Below are 15,017 nucleotides of genomic sequence, written 5' to 3'. Positions count from 1 at the left end.
GTATGCTTATTAGCATAACATTTCTTTCTTAATGGGTGGCCAAAATCACTGTACCACTACAAACCAGTGATGTTGAATTGTCCCAAAAATTTTCGCACCACACATCTCTTTAAAGAGTAGTTCAGTTAAAGAATCATAATTAGGAGTACAATATATTGCCCTGGCTAATAAATCCTTTCCATGATCTTGAGGTAGATTGAGTGAGTTAGCGAGAAATTTCGATTGAAGTCTCAATTTGTGACTTAAGGTAAGAGCTGAAATCATCTAGTTATCCATAAATTAAAACAAACAACAGCCTACTAACGCCAGTTTGTTAATTATGAAAACCAAATTTTTACGGATGCTCCGCTTCATCGTTCATACTTAAATATAAATTAAATATGTGTAGGCATAGGCTGTCCGTTCAGCCTTTTTTGCTAATATAAATGAGTAAAATGTTGTTGTAAACAGGGCGCAATTATACATATCTGTATAATTTAAAAGGATTTTATTTTGTTTTCCTTTTGAAATCAGTTAGTTCAATACCGAAAATTTCAACAACAGTATTTTCATTTATTTTTATATTTTTAACCCTTTCATTAAAGCGAGACAAAATATTATTCATATCAGTGTTGAGAAATTTTAGAAGGCAGCCTTCTGCTTTTGAGTGTAAAATTGCTAATATCAGGTTTAGATTTTCAAGGAGGTCAGACTTCACTAGAGACATTAACTGTCCATAACTATCACAGCCATAAACAACATAAGACAACATTTCTTGGCTTTGGCCAAGCGAAATAGATAATTTTTTCGAAAGCCTTTTTATCGAGTAAATTTTATTTGTACACATTCGCTACGCGAATTTACTATCTATTCAAAGGACATTCTTTTTCGTTCGTAATCGTAAGAGCTGGCCCTTTGATACGACCTTACTCCACATGACCAAGCACACAAATACTTGCCTATTATTAAACTAAATCCCACTTTTGGTAATATGAAAAAAAGTTTATAGTACGTTTACTACTAAATACCTTTTTCAATTCTGCACTATAAATACAAACTAATTTAAAGGCAGTATAAATGACTAGAAACAATCCACCATTAACCATTGGCCGACTCGCAAAAGCTGCTAATGTTAATATTGAGACAATAAGGCATTATCAGCGCAAAGGTTTGATAATCGAGCCTGAAAAGCCTCTAGGCGGTTTTCGTCATTACCCAGATACAAGTGTAGATCGAATTCGATTTATAAAACGTGCTCAGCAACTTGGCTTTTCATTAGAGGAAATAAAACAGTTGCTAATCTTGGGTGATCAACATTGTCGTGATGTTCAAAGCTTAGCAAAAGAAAAACGGAATGAAATCCAACAGAAAATCGCTGGCTTACTCACTATTCAAACAGCATTGGACGACTTAATATCATCTTGTCATACTGATGATACTAGTCACTGTGGCTTCATCGATGGATTATCTCAAAAAGGCTTTTTAGAAAAATAACACTTCTACCTTTCTCATAAAATTATTTATTAAGCTCTTGACTCTGTGCCATACCCCAGAGTGTAAACTATCTTATATTAACCTTATATGAGATTTAATTATGTCGAGTTCTTCAACTCCAAATCGTTCTTTACTATTAGCAATTGTCGCTGGTTTAGGCGCGTCTGCATGCTGTATTGGACCTCTGTTATTGCTATCACTTGGCTTGGGTGGTGCTTGGGTAGGTAACCTCACTGCAATGGAACCTTATAGCGGGTACTTTACCGCGATTACCCTTATTGTTTTAGGCGTAGTTTTTTATAAATTATATATAGTTCCTCAAAAATGTGAGGAAGGTTCAGTTTGCGAAAACCCTAAAGTATTGAAGAATCAGCGCATTATATTTTGGCTTGTAAGCATAATTCTTATCGTGATGATGAGCTTTCCCTATTACGCAGATTACATTATTACTTAATAGAAAAGTGATTAACAAAAACTGACTGATGAGAATACGATTTAACAAATCCAGTTAATTTTAAACAGATATTAAAAAGAGGCACAACAATGAAAAAACTAGTTAACGTTTCAATACTATTAAGCTCAATATTTATGTTTGGCAATGCTGTAGCAACAACTGTCACAGAAGCTACCAGTAATGTAGCTACTCAAGAAATGTCTACAAAAGTTTTCTCGATTGAGAAAATGACCTGCAAGACGTGCAATATAACGATACGTAAGGCGATGGAAAAAGTGGATGGTGTTGTAAAGGCTACTGTTGATTATGATGCAAAAACAGCAACTGTTTTATTTGATCCTAACAAGGCCAGCATTGAAACGATTGCATTAGCGTCTACAAATATTGGCTACCCAGCAAAAGTAAGAACTACCAAGTAAGATTTGGCATAAGACTGCTTGTTAATACATTTAGCCAAAACAAAGGCACTGAATTTCAATAGCAGTAAAAAAATTAAGGAATTATTATGTCTTCGGATCAATGCTCAACAAGTTGTTGCTCTAAGAGTGAAAGCGACCAGCTACATGTTGCAATTATTGGTAGCGGCTCTGGTGCCTTTGCTTGTGCGATAAAAGCCGCAGAAAATGGTGCTAGAGTCACAATTATTGAAGGATCAGATGTTATTGGCGGCTGCTGTGTCAACGTAGGATGCGTTCCATCAAAAATTTTAATTCGTGCTGCACAATTAGCGCACCAACAACGAAGAAACCCTTTTGATGGGCTTGAGAATAATAATCCTCAAATAAGCCGTGCTCTGCTAGCCCATCAACAAAAGTCTCGTGTTGAAGAGCTACGCGAAGCTAAATATGAAAGTATTCTAAAGAAAAACTCGGCATTATCTTTGATTAAAGGCTATGCAAGTTTTAAAAACGAAAATACATTGACCATCCAAAAATCAGATGGCTCTAATGAAGAACTACTTGCCGATCGGATATTGATAGCCACTGGCTCAACTCCGTCAATTCCGCCAATTAAGGGATTGGAAGATACCCCTTACTGGACATCAACAGAAGCACTATTTGAACAAGAGTTACCCGAAAGCTTAATAGTCATCGGTTCTTCAGTTGTTGCGCTAGAAATAGCTCAAGCCTATGCTCGTTTAGGGACCTGTGTAACTGTATTAGCACGACATACATTATTGTATTCAGAAGATCCGCTATTAGGTGAAAAGCTTAAAGAGTGCTTTGAAAATGAAGGTATCAAAATCCTAGATAATACGCAGGCTAATAATGTAAGCCATGATGGAAGTCTATTCTCATTAGGTACTAATGAGGGAACATTAACAGCCAGAAAATTACTAATATCCACAGGTCGCTTTGCTAATACAGGTAAACTTGGCTTGGACAGTATTGGTGTTGAAACAGAAATGAATGGAGCGATCAAAGTCAATAAACGCATGGAGACATCAATAGCGAATATCTATGCAGCAGGTGATTGCTCTAACATGCCTCAATTTGTTTATGTAGCAGCGGCAGCAGGAAGTAGAGCAGGAATAAATATGACAGGTGGTGATGCTATACTTGATTTATCTACCATGCCTGCTGTGATTTTCACTGACCCACAAGTTGCAACTGTAGGTTTAACTGAAGAGCAAGCCATATCTAAAGGGCTTGATGTTATTAGTCGAGTTTTGGATATGGAAAACGTGCCAAGGGCATTAGCTAACTTTGAAACTGATGGCTTTATTAAGTTAGTTGCTGAGAGTAAAAGTGAGCGTATTATTGGGGCACAGATATTAGCGCATGAAGGTGGAGAGTTAATACAAAGTGCTGCATTAGCTATTAGCAATCGAATGACCGTTACAGATTTGGCAAACCAATTGTTTCCATACCTAACTATGGTTGAAGGGTTAAAGCTGTGTGCTCAAACCTTTAATAAAGATGTATCTGAGCTTTCATGCTGTGCTGGTTAATCAAAACAATATGGAAGAAGTTCGCCCTCTACTATTACCTAATATACACAAATAATGAGCTTAAAGCTGAAGTGCCCATTAAAAGCTTGTTCTTCCCTGATCACAAGTGTTGTTATCTCATACAGAAAATGGCGATTTCCCAAACTAGGTACTTTAATTGGACACTAGGGGAAATGCGTAATGTTGATTATGAACCCATTGACTATCAATACAGATATAGCGAATGTTAATTTCGCTAGTAGTGTTCTGCCGTTTTTAAATACCGTAACGAAATCAAATCTTAACGTACTTACTAGTGATTCGGTCAATATCTCTCGTTTTGGTATTGAACGCTTGCATAAAGATAATGGAGCAAAAACCACAAAAGATATCGAACAAACCTCTAACGAGGCTGTAAGTGTCACTTAAACTATTGGTCAAAATAAGTCAGCAAATAATTTAAATCACGCACAAGCTAAAGAGCTGAATAATAAAATAGCTTCTTTACTATAGCAGTTATTCAAACCATCTATTTTTCCTGCAAGACAATGACCCATCTCTTACCACTTAACATTATAAAATTATTCCGCATCAGCTACGTACCTAATACGGAATAATCTAAGTTAGGCTATCTTAGTTAACGAGACAACTCCTCAATTTTTTTCCTTGAAAACCAGCGATATAAAACAGGTAATACAAACAGTGTTAACAGCGTGGCCGTTACCAAGCCACCTACAATAACACTGGCAAGTGGGCGCTGGATTTCAGCACCTACACCATTTGACATTAGCATTGGGATTAATCCTAATGCAGATGTAATTGCTGTCATAAGTACAGGTCTTAATCTTGACGTTGCTCCTTCAAAAACTGCCTTGGAAGCCTCTAAACCATCTTTTATTCGTTGGTTGATGCTTTCTACCATTACAACACCATTTAATACCGCTACACCGAATAACGTAATAAAACCAACGGAGCTAGGCACTGACAAATACTGATCTGTTAGATACAAAGAAAATACACCACCAATAACGGCAAGTGGCACATTCACTAAAATCAGCATAGCTTGACCAACAGAGCCAAAAGCAAAGTAAAGTAACAATGCAATTAGCGCTAAAGATAGAGGTACTACGATAGCTAGTCTGTTTTGAGCACGCTGCTGGCTTTCGAATTGGCCACCTATTGCTACCGAGTAGCCTGAAGGTAGGTCAACTTTCTCAGCAATAACTTTTCTGATGTCGGCTACTACACTGCCCATATCTCTATTCTGAACGTTTGCTTGAATAACGACACGCCTTTGAACATCATCGCGCCTTACTTGAGGAGGACCTGATTCAAATGAAACAGTTGCAACATCACCTAAGCGTACCCAGGCGCCTGTTGGTGACTGAATTCGAATATCTGAAATAGCTTCCTTATTTTGTCGGTACTCTTCTTCAATACGCACGTAAATATCATAACGTTCATTGCCTTTGATGATTTGTCCAGCTTCAACCCCTCCAATACCATCTCGCACAACTTCCATTATATCAACTACTGAAAGTCCAAAGCGCGATAGCTCTTGCCTATTAGGTTTTACGACAAGTTGCGCTTCACCTGCAATTTGCTCAAGAGCAACATCTCTTGCACCATCAACACTCTTTATAGCCGCTTCGATCTCTTGTCCTTTAGCTGCTAAAACGTCTAACTCAGGGCCAAATAACTTTATCGCCAACTGAGCTTTTACGCCAGATAGTAACTCATCAACACGAGTCGCAATAGGTTGAGAAAAGTTTAGTAGTAAGCCAGGAAACTCCTCTAAAGATCTCTCCATTTTCCCTTGAAGTTCATATCGATTAGATGCACTGGTCCACTCAGATACAGGCTTCAACCCTATGTAAATTTCTATGTTATTCACAGGCTCTGGATCTCCACCTATTTCGGCTCGACCAATTCGGCTTAATGCATAGGTTACTTCAGGAAAAGCCATTAGTTTTTCTTCTAGAATTGGTGCCACAGTGAGCGCGGTATCTAAACTGGAAGAAGGTGCCAGCGTTGCTCTTAAGTTTATCGTCCCTTCTTCTAACTCAGGTACAAATTCAGTACCAATTAATGGAACTAATGCAAAGGCAGAGAAAACTAATATAAGTGTGGCTGAAATGACTAACTTGGTGCGTTTTAGTGCGAATGTAAGCCCTTTTCTGTAGAGTTTATCTAATGGTTTAAGAACAAAGCTTTCCCTCTCTTTCACACCAGATTTAAATAGATAAGTTGCCAGTGCTGGCACGATAAACAACGCAACCACAATCGCAGATACAACGGCTAAGATGATGCTTATTGCCATAGGTTGGAATAACTTTGCTTCAACCCCTTCAAAGCTGAACAATGGCGCAAATACGACTAAAATAATCGAGGCAGCAAAAAATACCGGACGAGCCACTTCTTTACCTGCATTTTGCAGACGTAATTTAATGCCGTGCTCATCGTGTTCTACATCGTGCGGATCTGCGTCAGAAGTTGGAACACGTTCCTTTACCGATTTCGAATGTGTCGCGTCAGGTCTATTTAAATGTTTAAACATATTTTCAACCATAACCACTGAGCCATCTACAAGCATACCAATAGCGACCGCTATGCCACCCAGTGACATAAGGTTTGCAGAAATGCCCCACCAAGCCATGATCATTAACGCGATACCAATTGAAATTGGAATAGATATTAATACCAAGAAGGTTGCACGTAAATTCATTAAAAATAGTGCTAATACAATACAGATGAAAATAAATGCTAGTAATAGTGCATCAACCACTGTATTTACCGCTTTTTCAATCAAATCAGCCTGATCATAAAAAGGCTCAAAGCGAACACCTTTTGGCAATGCTTGATTAATTAATGGAATTCTTGCATTGATACCATCAATGGTGGCTTTAGTATTTGAACCCATGCGTTTTAAGACAATGCCAGAGACAACTTCGCCTAAATTTTCGACTTTACCGTCTTCGGTTTTGCGCGTCATGGTGACAGCACCTTGACGAATTTCACTGCCCATTTCAACTTTAGCAATATCTGAAACCGTAACAACCGTACCATCTACTGTTTTAACGGGAACTTGTTTGATATTACTGATGCCAGCCTCACCACTCTCAAACCAGCCTGTGCCTCTAATCACAAGCTGCTCTTGCCCACGGTTCATGTACCATCCGCCAACATTCGCATTGTTGTTATCTAGGGCACCAACAACGTCTTCTTGCGTTAGTTCATATGCTAAGAGCTTAGATGGATCGACATTGACTTGGTATTGCCTAACATTACCACCAAAAGATAATACATCAGTGACTCCATCGACAGGCATAACGAGTAACTTAACAATCCAATCGTTAAGGCTTCGAAGCGCCATAGCATCATAACCTGCACCTTTATCTGAAATAAGAAGATACTGAAATACTTGGCCCAGCCCAGAGGTGTTTGGTCCCATTTCGGGTGTGCCGACACCTTCTGGTATCAGTTCTTTTGCGGCTTGAAGACGCTCAAATACGAGTTGTCTTGCAAAGTAAATGTCGGTGCCTTCTTTGAAAACAACCGTAACGCCAGACAAGCCTGTTTTAGAAATTGAGCGCACTTGTTCTACATCAGGTAGGGCATACATTACCGCTTCAATGGGGTACGTAATGAGTTGTTCAACTTCTTCAGCAGCCAGTCCTGGCGCTTCAGTATTTACAGCAACTTGAACATTAGTAACATCAGGAAAGGCATCCAAATTTAATTTTGGGATCACCATAACTGCACCAACCATAGTGGCAAACAGCGCAATCAAAATCAGGAGTCTATTATTAACAGACCAATCTATTATTTTATTAAACATAGTCTTGCTCCCTAGTGGTTGTGCGGATCAAATCCGCCTTTAGCGATTTCAGACGCAACAAAAAATGCGCCTTTAGTTACAATTCGCGTTCCACTATCAAGGCCAATGATTTCTCTAAAACCACCTAAGGCTCGGCCTAGTTCTATTTCTACAGCTTTAAATTCTCCAGGGTGGTCTTCGACAAATACTGTCCAATCACCATCTGCGCTGCGGATCAATGCTTCTTCTGGCACAGCCATCACTTTCTGCTTTGTGGCAAACTGAAAGTAAACTTTTACAAACATGCCTGAATGAAGATTATCATCCGAATTATCTACTCCTAACCTAATAATTCGAGTACGAGTAATAGGGTCAATTGTATGGGCTTCTTGGATAACTTTGGCATTGTAACTCTGGCCTTCTAATTTAAGTACCGCAGGAGAGTCAATTGATAAATTCAGCTTTTTATTTGGAGAAACTTTTGCTTCAACCCATAGTTGTTTTTCATCTGCTAACAACATTACTGAATCCCCAGCATCAACACGTTGCCCTTGGATAAACTCGTCTTGAAGCACGACACCTTCACGGTGCGCCGTTAATGCATATTGTCCAAATGCTTTAATGTCTTTGTTAGAAATACCATTTATTGCTTTTTCAGTTAACCCTAAAGCAATGAGCTTGCCATAGCTCGCATTGTATGTTGTTTCAGCTTGTAATAATCGACTTTCACTCACCGTCTTATTACCCAGCTTTTTTACACGTTGCCATTCGGTTGAAGCGATTAAATAGTCAGCTTGTGCTTGTGCCATTGCTTCACTAAATAATGTAACTAACTTCTGACCTATTTCTACATACTCGCCAAGCGCTGCATGGCGACTGATAATGACTGACTCTGTACGTGGTGATACCACATAACTTTTATAGCCATTAGCTTTTATTTCGCCAGGTGCATATACGGAGCTAAATTGATATTCAGGCTTAACACTTTCCACTTTAATGTTAGCAAGCGACATCTTCTTTGGATCAATAGTGATACCTTCTTCATGTTCTTCTTCTCCCTCTCTATTACCACCTTCATGGCCGTGCTCGTCATGGTCACCTTTATCTTCTTCATGTCCCTTTTCGTGTTCATGCTCATCTTGATGTTCTTTTTCTTCTTGTTTCGAAACGTTTGTGACAGAACCAGTTCCATCTGACGACTGTGCAAAAGCGTCATGATTTGTAGTAAACCCAACTAACAGGCTGCTAATTACTACGGCTAATAATTTTTTACTAAATATTGTATTCATTTTTTTAACCTATATTTTTGATAAATTTAAGATTTCGTTTTTCGCTACTGAAAAAATAAAGCGTTCAAATCTCAAATTTTGATAACTGACCCATACTTAAAACGAAGGATATTTCTGCAAGCTTGAATTGATTTTCCAAACGTATTCCTGCATGAAGCCCTTCCGCGCGTTGATTTAATGCAAGTAGGTAGTCAGACGTATTAATGTCACCAGCTTCCCAGCGCTTATTTAATAAATTCGCACTGCTATCTAATCTGCCTTGTGTGAGTTTTCGCCATTGCTCATAGTATTTTTTACTGATATTAAGCGATTCATATTTAGCTTTTGCTTCAAAAGACTGCTTTCGATATACCGATCGAAAGTTAGCTTCTGCTGCAATGGCTTCTGAATAAGCGGCTTTAACCGTATCTGAATAGTTATTCCTGATGTTTAAAGGAATTGATAAAGTCACACCAACCAAGTCTTCATCTCCACTTTTCCCTGCGCTAACGCCAATGGTTGGATTAGCTTTAGATTCCATAGTGGTTAGCTGAGCCTTAGATTGTTTTATCTTCCATTGCGCTCTAGCGAGTTTAACTTTTGGATGATCCTCAACCCACTGGGAGTTAAATGAATAGCTTGTTGCCCCAAAAGTAAATGAAAACAAATTTGTAGTATTAGGCGTCCAATCAGGCAATAACTCCTGAACCTTTACCTCTGCATTTTTCAATGCTATTTGCGACTCAGATATTTCACTGAAAATTTGGGACAAGTTTAAATAGACCAATTCAGCGTCAAGTGGCTCTAAAAGTCCGGCTTTTCGCTTATCTTCAACAATGCCAAAGAGCGTTTGCAATTGCTCTTCTCTTTCTGAAAGTAACTGAGCAGCTTCTTTTGCTGCTTGCCAATTAACTAATGCAGTTAAAGCGTTAGCCTTTTTAGAATCGAGTAAAGATAACAATTGTTGCTGGTTTACATAGACATCAATTTCACCAATGCTTTTATTTGCTGATTGCTTATCCCAGAAATCAATTGTTTGGCTGATACCAATGGAGTAATTATCAAAATCACCTTCTTTTTCATAACTAGCTTCTAGCTCTGGGTTATAAACGGCTTGAGTTAAACCTTTGGCTCTATGACTACTTGCATTAAGTAACTCTTTAGCCGCAACAACTTCGGGATCTTTATTTATTTGACTATCTAGCCATGAAATGTTTTTCTCTTTGGCATAAGTGGCAACTGAAAAACTCACAGCCATACATAAAGACAGGACTAAACCTACATTTTTTAAATATATATACATAAAAATTCTTAATTTTAAAATTAATAAACACGAAACCTTTATCCATTATTAAAGGATAAATAGGTCATTAAAAATTAATCTAATTAAGAAATAGGCGGACGAAGTATCGCTTCAAGAAAGGTACTTGTTTGATCAATTTGATAAGGAGTTTTATTGATAATGTTTAGTTTGCCCGTGGTATTTGAATTACTGACTAAAATCCAAGATAAGTGGCTGCCACTGCAATGACCGCAGTGGTGACAATCTTTTTCATTATGCTGCTCATCATCTGTATTATCGTTTAAGGCATTTCGGTCATCTGCATGATCATGTTGAGTTTGAAGATGTTCTATATCTATTTGGTGATTCTCAGATGTTGAGGATGCAACAGCAGTTAACGATTGTAAAACAATCGAAACGACTAAGAGCATTTTTAGCACAACATTTAGATTCAAAATATACACCTATAAAAACTTGAGTAACCAATATAACAGAGAAAAGCTTTATCGACTAGCCATTTACCTAATTTTCATTCTCATCACGACAAGTTTCTTGAGGAAACTCAAACTCTATCGTCGTATGCGATAAATGATAGGAAGATAATTTAGCTGCAACGTCTTGTTTAAGACTAATTAAGTCCTCAACTTCAAAGTCATCTTTTAGCTCAAGATGCGCTGTTAAAACATGACTTTCACCATCTAGTGACCAAAAGTGCATATGGTGGATACCGTTAACTTCGGGAAATTCAATTAGTGCTTGTTTAATACGATCTTGAGTATCTTTATCGGGTGCGGCTTGTAGAAACAAGACGAGTGTTGATTTCAGGTTTCTAAAGACATTAAACAAGATGAATAACGTGAAGCCAATCGACAAAAGTGGATCTAATATTGGTAGTTCTATGAACATCAAAACTATTGAGACAATAAGTACAGCAACCCAGCCAAGAACATCTTCAAGAAGGTGCCATGTCAGCACTTTTTCATTAAGTGTTTCACCCGCTTTTAATTTGAAAACCGCATAACCATTTACTGCAACACCGAGTATGGCCAGCCCTAACATCCCCTCGACCACTGGCATTTCTGGATTGGACAGCCTTGGTATGGCTTCAAATAAAACCCAAATTGAGCCAATAACCAAAACAATACCATTTACCAGTGCGCCAAAGAGTGTAAGTCTACGATAGCCATAACTAAACTTATCTGACGCTTCTTTCTCTGAAAAACGACTTAATATCCAAGTAAAGCCTATAGATAGACTATCCCCTAAGTCATGCACTGCATCAGCCATAATAGCTGTACTGTTGGTAAGCCACCCACCAATAAATTCGATGATCGTGAATGTAACATTCAGAAAAAACGCCCATCCAATGCGGTCGTTTTTTTCATGATGGTGACTGTGACTATGGTTGTGCATTTTGTACCTCTAGTGCTTTTGTATTTCTAATTTTTGATACATTCATATTTATCAAATGACGGATCACATGTTGATATAACCATCGTTTTATTCCAGATAAATTTGTGCCTTTTTCTCTATAGAATTCATCAGGGGAATCATAAAGCCCAAAGTCATCATGAATTCCTTCTTTTTGAATATAGGTATCTGTTCCTCGCCAATCCGTATCAGGTGAAGAGAAGCACTTTGTTGCGACTCCATAACCACAAAAATCATCTTTTTCTTGGTTAAACTTCTGCTGTAGTGAGGTTAAGTATTGGCTATCTAATATAAAGCCCTCTAAGTTAATCCAACGCCCATCAAAATAAACTTCTACCCAACTATGGATAATATATTTAGGTGCTAGCCAAAATACATAGCTGGGTATAGCCCCTTTTTGCAATTGCTGAACAATTGTAAAGCCGTGAAATCGACATTGAATGCCTAACCCTCTCAACAAGGCCATCAGCAAGTTGCCTTTGGTATTACATTGGCCGTAACCATCAGCTAAAACACTACTTGCTGAAATATCATCGCTTTCATTGTAGCCAAATATCATTTCATCTTTAACGAATTGGTAGGCTGCACCAATTTTGTTGAAGTCATCAAGTTCTTGCCATTTACGCTCAGTAATTAATGATTGAATTGCAGAGTGTTCAAAATTAACTATCTTAGTATTTTCTATATATTTCTTATTCATAGCATTTCCCTTACTTGGAGCAACAAGAGGTCGATTGTTTATCTTCACTTCGTGTATCGCATGGTTTTTCAGCAGCGGCTAACTCTTGTTTAGCATCACTTAATATTCGGTAAGCACCTCGAAGAATCAAAATCGAAATGATACTACCAATAACGATGTCAGGCCAACGTTGTTCAAGCATCATCACTAGTACTCCAGCGGTAACAACACCAAGATTTGCAATCACATCATTAGCTGAAAATATCCAACTGGCCCTCATATGCACCTCACCATTGCTGTGCTTACGAATAAGGATAAGACAAATCACATTTGCGACTAACGCAACCATGCCTACGCCAATCATAAACCAAGATTGAGGCTCACTTTCACCATATAGCCTTCTAGTAATATCCAACAGGATTAACATACCTAATCCCAGTTGGAAATACCCACTCACTAAGGCAGCATTAGCCTTATGTTGGATTGACTTTCCCACCGCGTATAGCGCAATTGCATAGACTATTGCATCCGCTAGCATATCTAACGAATCTGCAATTAATGCCGTTGATTCTGATAACCAACCAAAACAAATTTCAAAAACAAACATCGTGGCATTGATAGCCAAAAGCCAATAAAGCACCGTTTTTTGCTGGTTATCTTTTAGTTCAACTTCACATCCACAACCGCTCATTTTTTATCTCCGATTAACTTGTATGCTTTAACTATAAAACCTATAGTAACCATAGAGTCAAGTTTATTGGGAAATATTATGGAAATAGGTGAGTTATCGAAATCCTCTGGCTGTTCGGTACAGACCATTCGATATTATGAGAGGGAAGGATTGCTTTCAGATCCTGAGCGCTCTGAAGGGAATTTTAGGTTGTATGATAGTAAAGCACTTAAACAGTTGGAATTCGTAAAGCACTGCCGAAGCCTTGATATATCACTCAATGATACTAAACGCCTATTAGAGTTAAAAAATAAGCCAGAAGAAAGCTGCTCTAGCGTTAATGCATTAATTGATCAGCAACTCGCATTAGTGAATAAGCGTATGAAAGAATTAAGAGCGCTTAAAGCAGAGTTACAACAGGTGGCAAGTGCTTGTGGCTCAAACAATACTATTGAAGCATGTGGGATCATTAAGTCACTAGATAGTTAATCTTTTTAAGGCTATGTAAGCAGAATATAAATCGTTAATACCTACTACTGTTAACACCACATTGTTAAGATTTACCAACAGTAATTGCACGCTCCGACATAAAATCATCTGATGCAGCATAAACTGTTCCAAAATATGAATCCCAGCTTTTCCCTTCAAAAGCAGTAATCAAGTCAACTAGTTGATGAAACTCACCTCCAGATTCTGAAAGGTGTTGAGCATCCCACAGTTTATCAAGCCGCTTTAACGCAGACGTTAACTCTTCCTGATTACTTATTTTGTTTGCTGACAAAATATCTTTTACATCAATTCGTGAACAACTATCATGCTTTTCTTCATTAGGCTCAATAACAGTTAAACTATCACCGCACATATCAGCAAAGCACTTCTGGCAGAGATCAATACTGATTTGATTGCCATCACCGTGAATACTTCCATAGCCACATTTATGATCAATACTTATAAACTCATGAAATTCGTAGTCATCTTGAGTTGCTTGTTCGCCACAACCATCACAAGTAAGTTTAGAGATCACTTTAACAACTTCATCTTCAAAATTTTTCATGATTACTCTAAATTTTTTGTTGGCTCTTTAATAGCGTTAACTCTTCAGGGTTCTTGTTTATAGACAATAAAACAAGGCTATGCTCGCTTAATAAAATGCATCGTTTTAACGGATGATGATCATCATCTAACCGCCTCAATATTGAGTTTAGCTCGCGTTTAAGCTTAGCTGGCCTAAGCACCTTACAGCTTAAATTGGCAATTTCTAGGCTGGAACTACCCAGGCTTTTGAATTCAATCAAATCACCGACTTCAAAATAGTCACTGAATTTATCTTTTGGCAGTGAAAATAATACACTGCTATCTGAATCATCTTCAAATGCAGTTGGGCACCTATTTACTTTGACTTCAAAATTTTCATTGAGATGATCGACTGAGGTTATTATTGCTCTATGCTTATTGTTCATTTGACCAATTCTCAATGTAATTTTTTTGCATCTTCACGCTCTAATTTCTCTCTTGCTTCAATTACTTCAGCAGGTGAAAGCAACAAATGTCTCATGACTACAAATTCAGATAATCTCAACTCAAAACTTTCGGGTTTATCATCAGTGACATAATAATTCTCACTTTTTGTAATAAATTCAAAATTATTTTGTGATTGAATTAGTGATGTTATTACCCTTTGCCCTTTCTCAAATAGATACGTTTGATCTGAATGAACAATACCGAATAACATTTCCCCAAGAAAAATTTTCTCATCATTATGGAAATCAAAAACACTCAATACTGTTGCTTCTTTTAAGAATGTTTTTATCATAACGCATTCACCAGCCAATCTGTAGTGGTACAGTGATTTTGGCCACCCATTAAGAAAGAAATGTTATGCTAATAAGCATACAAATTTGGGTGAAAAAATGACGAAATTAAAACGCGCAACGTATTCTGCGGCAATCAAATTAGAAACAGCTCAGCTTGTAGTTGACCAAAGTTATACGACATCCTCTGGCGCCACAGCGG

At 37.8% G+C, this 15,017-nt stretch carries 17 protein-coding genes; 6 read left to right on the top strand and 11 right to left on the bottom strand.

All coding sequences use genetic code 11. From position 1 onward, the window contains the following. Positions 1-487: 487 nt before the first annotated feature. Positions 488-826 carry a hypothetical protein gene (locus CWB65_RS18420; RefSeq protein WP_138741177.1) on the bottom strand — a complete coding sequence of 113 codons (339 nt, stop codon included), beginning with the start codon at positions 824-826 and terminating at the stop codon, positions 488-490. 230 nt (positions 827-1,056) lie between these two features. Between CWB65_RS18420 and merR the strand changes: the two genes are divergently transcribed. The 5 genes from merR (at position 1,057) to CWB65_RS18395 (ending at position 4,286) form a co-directional block, all read left to right on the top strand. Beyond that, positions 1,057-1,473 carry a mercury resistance transcriptional regulator MerR gene (gene merR, locus CWB65_RS18415; RefSeq protein WP_008131228.1) on the top strand — a complete coding sequence of 139 codons (417 nt, stop codon included), beginning with the start codon at positions 1,057-1,059 and terminating at the stop codon, positions 1,471-1,473. 100 nt (positions 1,474-1,573) lie between these two features. Next, the gene (locus CWB65_RS18410; RefSeq protein ID WP_008131225.1) at positions 1,574-1,927 is read left to right on the top strand and encodes a mercuric transporter MerT family protein; all 354 of its coding nucleotides are present in this window, start codon (positions 1,574-1,576) and stop codon (positions 1,925-1,927) included. A gap of 89 nt (positions 1,928-2,016) precedes the next feature. Beyond that, complete coding sequence (locus CWB65_RS18405; protein ID WP_033025674.1) at positions 2,017-2,346, top strand: heavy-metal-associated domain-containing protein; 330 nt, start codon at positions 2,017-2,019, stop codon at positions 2,344-2,346. A gap of 86 nt (positions 2,347-2,432) precedes the next feature. Next, positions 2,433-3,878 (top strand): mercury(II) reductase, encoded by a 1,446-nt coding sequence (merA, locus tag CWB65_RS18400; RefSeq protein ID WP_008131220.1) that lies wholly within the window; start codon positions 2,433-2,435, stop codon positions 3,876-3,878. A gap of 180 nt (positions 3,879-4,058) precedes the next feature. Beyond that, positions 4,059-4,286, top strand: coding sequence for a hypothetical protein (locus tag CWB65_RS18395; RefSeq protein ID WP_008131218.1), 228 nt, complete (start codon positions 4,059-4,061; stop codon positions 4,284-4,286). Between the two features lie 208 nt (positions 4,287-4,494). Here the strand turns inward: CWB65_RS18395 and CWB65_RS18390 are convergent, their stop codons facing one another. From CWB65_RS18390 to CWB65_RS18360, 7 genes are all read right to left on the bottom strand, one after another. Then, positions 4,495-7,695: an efflux RND transporter permease subunit gene (locus tag CWB65_RS18390; RefSeq protein ID WP_138741176.1), complete on the bottom strand. Its 3,201-nt coding sequence runs from the start codon at positions 7,693-7,695 to the stop codon at positions 4,495-4,497. Positions 7,696-7,706: 11 nt separating this feature from the next. Beyond that, the gene (locus CWB65_RS18385; protein ID WP_138741175.1) at positions 7,707-8,963 is read right to left on the bottom strand and encodes an efflux RND transporter periplasmic adaptor subunit; all 1,257 of its coding nucleotides are present in this window, start codon (positions 8,961-8,963) and stop codon (positions 7,707-7,709) included. A gap of 64 nt (positions 8,964-9,027) precedes the next feature. After that, positions 9,028-10,245 (bottom strand): TolC family protein, encoded by a 1,218-nt coding sequence (locus tag CWB65_RS18380; protein WP_008131212.1) that lies wholly within the window; start codon positions 10,243-10,245, stop codon positions 9,028-9,030. Positions 10,246-10,328: 83 nt separating this feature from the next. Next, positions 10,329-10,655 carry a hypothetical protein gene (locus CWB65_RS18375; RefSeq protein ID WP_033025680.1) on the bottom strand — a complete coding sequence of 109 codons (327 nt, stop codon included), beginning with the start codon at positions 10,653-10,655 and terminating at the stop codon, positions 10,329-10,331. Positions 10,656-10,746: 91 nt separating this feature from the next. Next, a complete protein-coding gene (locus CWB65_RS18370) occupies positions 10,747-11,637 on the bottom strand; it encodes a cation diffusion facilitator family transporter (RefSeq protein ID WP_008131208.1) in 891 nt (296 codons plus the stop codon). Beyond that, positions 11,624-12,355: a transglutaminase-like domain-containing protein gene (locus tag CWB65_RS18365; protein WP_008131207.1), complete on the bottom strand. Its 732-nt coding sequence runs from the start codon at positions 12,353-12,355 to the stop codon at positions 11,624-11,626. The genes CWB65_RS18370 and CWB65_RS18365 overlap by 14 nt, the downstream gene beginning before the upstream one ends. A 10-nt stretch (positions 12,356-12,365) precedes the next feature. Further along, positions 12,366-13,025, bottom strand: coding sequence for a cation diffusion facilitator family transporter (locus tag CWB65_RS18360; RefSeq protein ID WP_008131206.1), 660 nt, complete (start codon positions 13,023-13,025; stop codon positions 12,366-12,368). A gap of 78 nt (positions 13,026-13,103) precedes the next feature. Between CWB65_RS18360 and cadR the strand changes: the two genes are divergently transcribed. Continuing rightward, positions 13,104-13,493 carry a Cd(II)/Pb(II)-responsive transcriptional regulator gene (gene cadR / locus CWB65_RS18355; RefSeq protein ID WP_033025669.1) on the top strand — a complete coding sequence of 130 codons (390 nt, stop codon included), beginning with the start codon at positions 13,104-13,106 and terminating at the stop codon, positions 13,491-13,493. Between the two features lie 64 nt (positions 13,494-13,557). On the opposite strand, the gene CWB65_RS19955 is transcribed toward cadR, so the two are convergent. Genes CWB65_RS19955 through CWB65_RS18340 form a run of 3 tightly spaced genes read right to left on the bottom strand, consistent with a single transcriptional unit; the run spans position 13,558 to position 14,817 of the window. Further along, entirely contained in the window at positions 13,558-14,058 is a 501-nt protein-coding gene (locus CWB65_RS19955) for a hypothetical protein (RefSeq protein WP_008131204.1), read from the bottom strand. Between the two features lie 7 nt (positions 14,059-14,065). Beyond that, positions 14,066-14,464 carry a hypothetical protein gene (locus CWB65_RS18345; protein ID WP_008131203.1) on the bottom strand — a complete coding sequence of 133 codons (399 nt, stop codon included), beginning with the start codon at positions 14,462-14,464 and terminating at the stop codon, positions 14,066-14,068. 11 nt (positions 14,465-14,475) lie between these two features. Continuing rightward, positions 14,476-14,817, bottom strand: a complete 342-nt coding sequence (locus tag CWB65_RS18340; protein ID WP_138741174.1) for a hypothetical protein — start codon at positions 14,815-14,817, stop codon at positions 14,476-14,478. Positions 14,818-15,017: the final 200 nt, after the last annotated feature.

The organism is Pseudoalteromonas sp. S554 (genome assembly GCF_005930865.1).
Taxonomy (GTDB): Bacteria; Pseudomonadota; Gammaproteobacteria; order Enterobacterales; family Alteromonadaceae; genus Pseudoalteromonas; species Pseudoalteromonas marina.
Note: the sequence above shows the minus strand (reverse complement) of the source record. Positions and strands in the feature narration are given on the sequence as shown.

Bases quoted from the DNA above. Each gene is read 5' to 3' on its own strand.
- CWB65_RS18420 (WP_138741177.1), bottom strand. From the start codon at position 826: ATGTGTACAAATAAAATTTACTCGATAAAAAGGCTTTCGAAAAAATTA.
- merR (WP_008131228.1), top strand. From the start codon at position 1,057: ATGACTAGAAACAATCCACCATTAACCATTGGCCGACTCGCAAAAGCT.
- CWB65_RS18410 (WP_008131225.1), top strand. From the start codon at position 1,574: ATGTCGAGTTCTTCAACTCCAAATCGTTCTTTACTATTAGCAATTGTC.
- CWB65_RS18405 (WP_033025674.1), top strand. From the start codon at position 2,017: ATGAAAAAACTAGTTAACGTTTCAATACTATTAAGCTCAATATTTATG.
- merA (WP_008131220.1), top strand. From the start codon at position 2,433: ATGTCTTCGGATCAATGCTCAACAAGTTGTTGCTCTAAGAGTGAAAGC.
- CWB65_RS18395 (WP_008131218.1), top strand. From the start codon at position 4,059: ATGTTGATTATGAACCCATTGACTATCAATACAGATATAGCGAATGTT.
- CWB65_RS18390 (WP_138741176.1), bottom strand. From the start codon at position 7,695: ATGTTTAATAAAATAATAGATTGGTCTGTTAATAATAGACTCCTGATT.
- CWB65_RS18385 (WP_138741175.1), bottom strand. From the start codon at position 8,963: ATGAATACAATATTTAGTAAAAAATTATTAGCCGTAGTAATTAGCAGC.
- CWB65_RS18380 (WP_008131212.1), bottom strand. From the start codon at position 10,245: ATGTATATATATTTAAAAAATGTAGGTTTAGTCCTGTCTTTATGTATG.
- CWB65_RS18375 (WP_033025680.1), bottom strand. From the start codon at position 10,655: ATGCTCTTAGTCGTTTCGATTGTTTTACAATCGTTAACTGCTGTTGCA.
- CWB65_RS18370 (WP_008131208.1), bottom strand. From the start codon at position 11,637: ATGCACAACCATAGTCACAGTCACCATCATGAAAAAAACGACCGCATT.
- CWB65_RS18365 (WP_008131207.1), bottom strand. From the start codon at position 12,355: ATGAATAAGAAATATATAGAAAATACTAAGATAGTTAATTTTGAACAC.
- CWB65_RS18360 (WP_008131206.1), bottom strand. From the start codon at position 13,025: ATGAGCGGTTGTGGATGTGAAGTTGAACTAAAAGATAACCAGCAAAAA.
- cadR (WP_033025669.1), top strand. From the start codon at position 13,104: ATGGAAATAGGTGAGTTATCGAAATCCTCTGGCTGTTCGGTACAGACC.
- CWB65_RS19955 (WP_008131204.1), bottom strand. From the start codon at position 14,058: ATGAAAAATTTTGAAGATGAAGTTGTTAAAGTGATCTCTAAACTTACT.
- CWB65_RS18345 (WP_008131203.1), bottom strand. From the start codon at position 14,464: ATGAACAATAAGCATAGAGCAATAATAACCTCAGTCGATCATCTCAAT.
- CWB65_RS18340 (WP_138741174.1), bottom strand. From the start codon at position 14,817: ATGATAAAAACATTCTTAAAAGAAGCAACAGTATTGAGTGTTTTTGAT.